This is a genomic window from Paraburkholderia elongata, from assembly GCF_013177735.1.
GTDB classification, from domain to species: Bacteria; Pseudomonadota; Gammaproteobacteria; order Burkholderiales; family Burkholderiaceae; genus Paraburkholderia; species Paraburkholderia elongata.
The window spans coordinates 1-675 of sequence record NZ_WOEZ01000341.1 but is presented as its reverse complement, the minus strand read 5'-3'; the positions used below and the strand labels follow the sequence as shown (position 1 = coordinate 675).

The 675-nt window shown below is 64.0% G+C and carries 1 pseudogene; it reads right to left on the bottom strand.

Annotated elements, in window-relative coordinates:
• A pseudogene (locus GNZ13_RS51030) lies at positions 1 to 675 on the bottom strand (nitroreductase); the annotation flags it as partial.

Here is a 675-nt window from a genome sequence, read left to right as displayed (position 1 = left end):
CATTCTGGACGTAGAGACCGCTTGAGATCCGGCAGCGCGCCCGGATTTCTCACGAACATATACAGGCCCGGCTCCAGGTCGCCCACGCGGTGCACCATTAGCGCTGCATGCACTGCTGCAGGAGACACCAGCGCATTCCACGGCGGCGCGTCATGACGTGCCAACAGGCACGCCAGCATGCTGAAAAACGCTGCCTTGGCGATGCACGTCGTACCGTCGAAATTCACCGCGCTGCGACGCTGCCGCGCGATCCGGGCAAAGCTGAGATCAAGGGCGGGCGCCGCGGGCGACGGATGCGGCTCAAGATCCGGTGAGGTCGGTTCGCGAGTACGGGCCTTATGCGTGGCGCGATGGATCGAATCGATATCCGGCCACTTCACATGTCCCGGACTCAGCTGATTCGCGCGTCCGTGCCACTGTGCGCGATCCAAGGCGATCAGCATGCGCTCAAGATCAGGCCGCAATTCAGGGTTGCCGATCCAGAGCAAGCCATCCGGCGCCTCTGCTTCTGCCTCCCCGAAATCTTCTCCGCGGTTCAATCCAAGCAAGTTGGCCACTGCGTCGTCCGCAGCCGCCTCCACCAGCCGCGTCTGCCAGCCAAGCGCTGCCGCTGCGTAACTCACCGCGGCGATGACATGGCCGCAATCGTGCTGGCAGTAGCGCCAGGCGCGCATG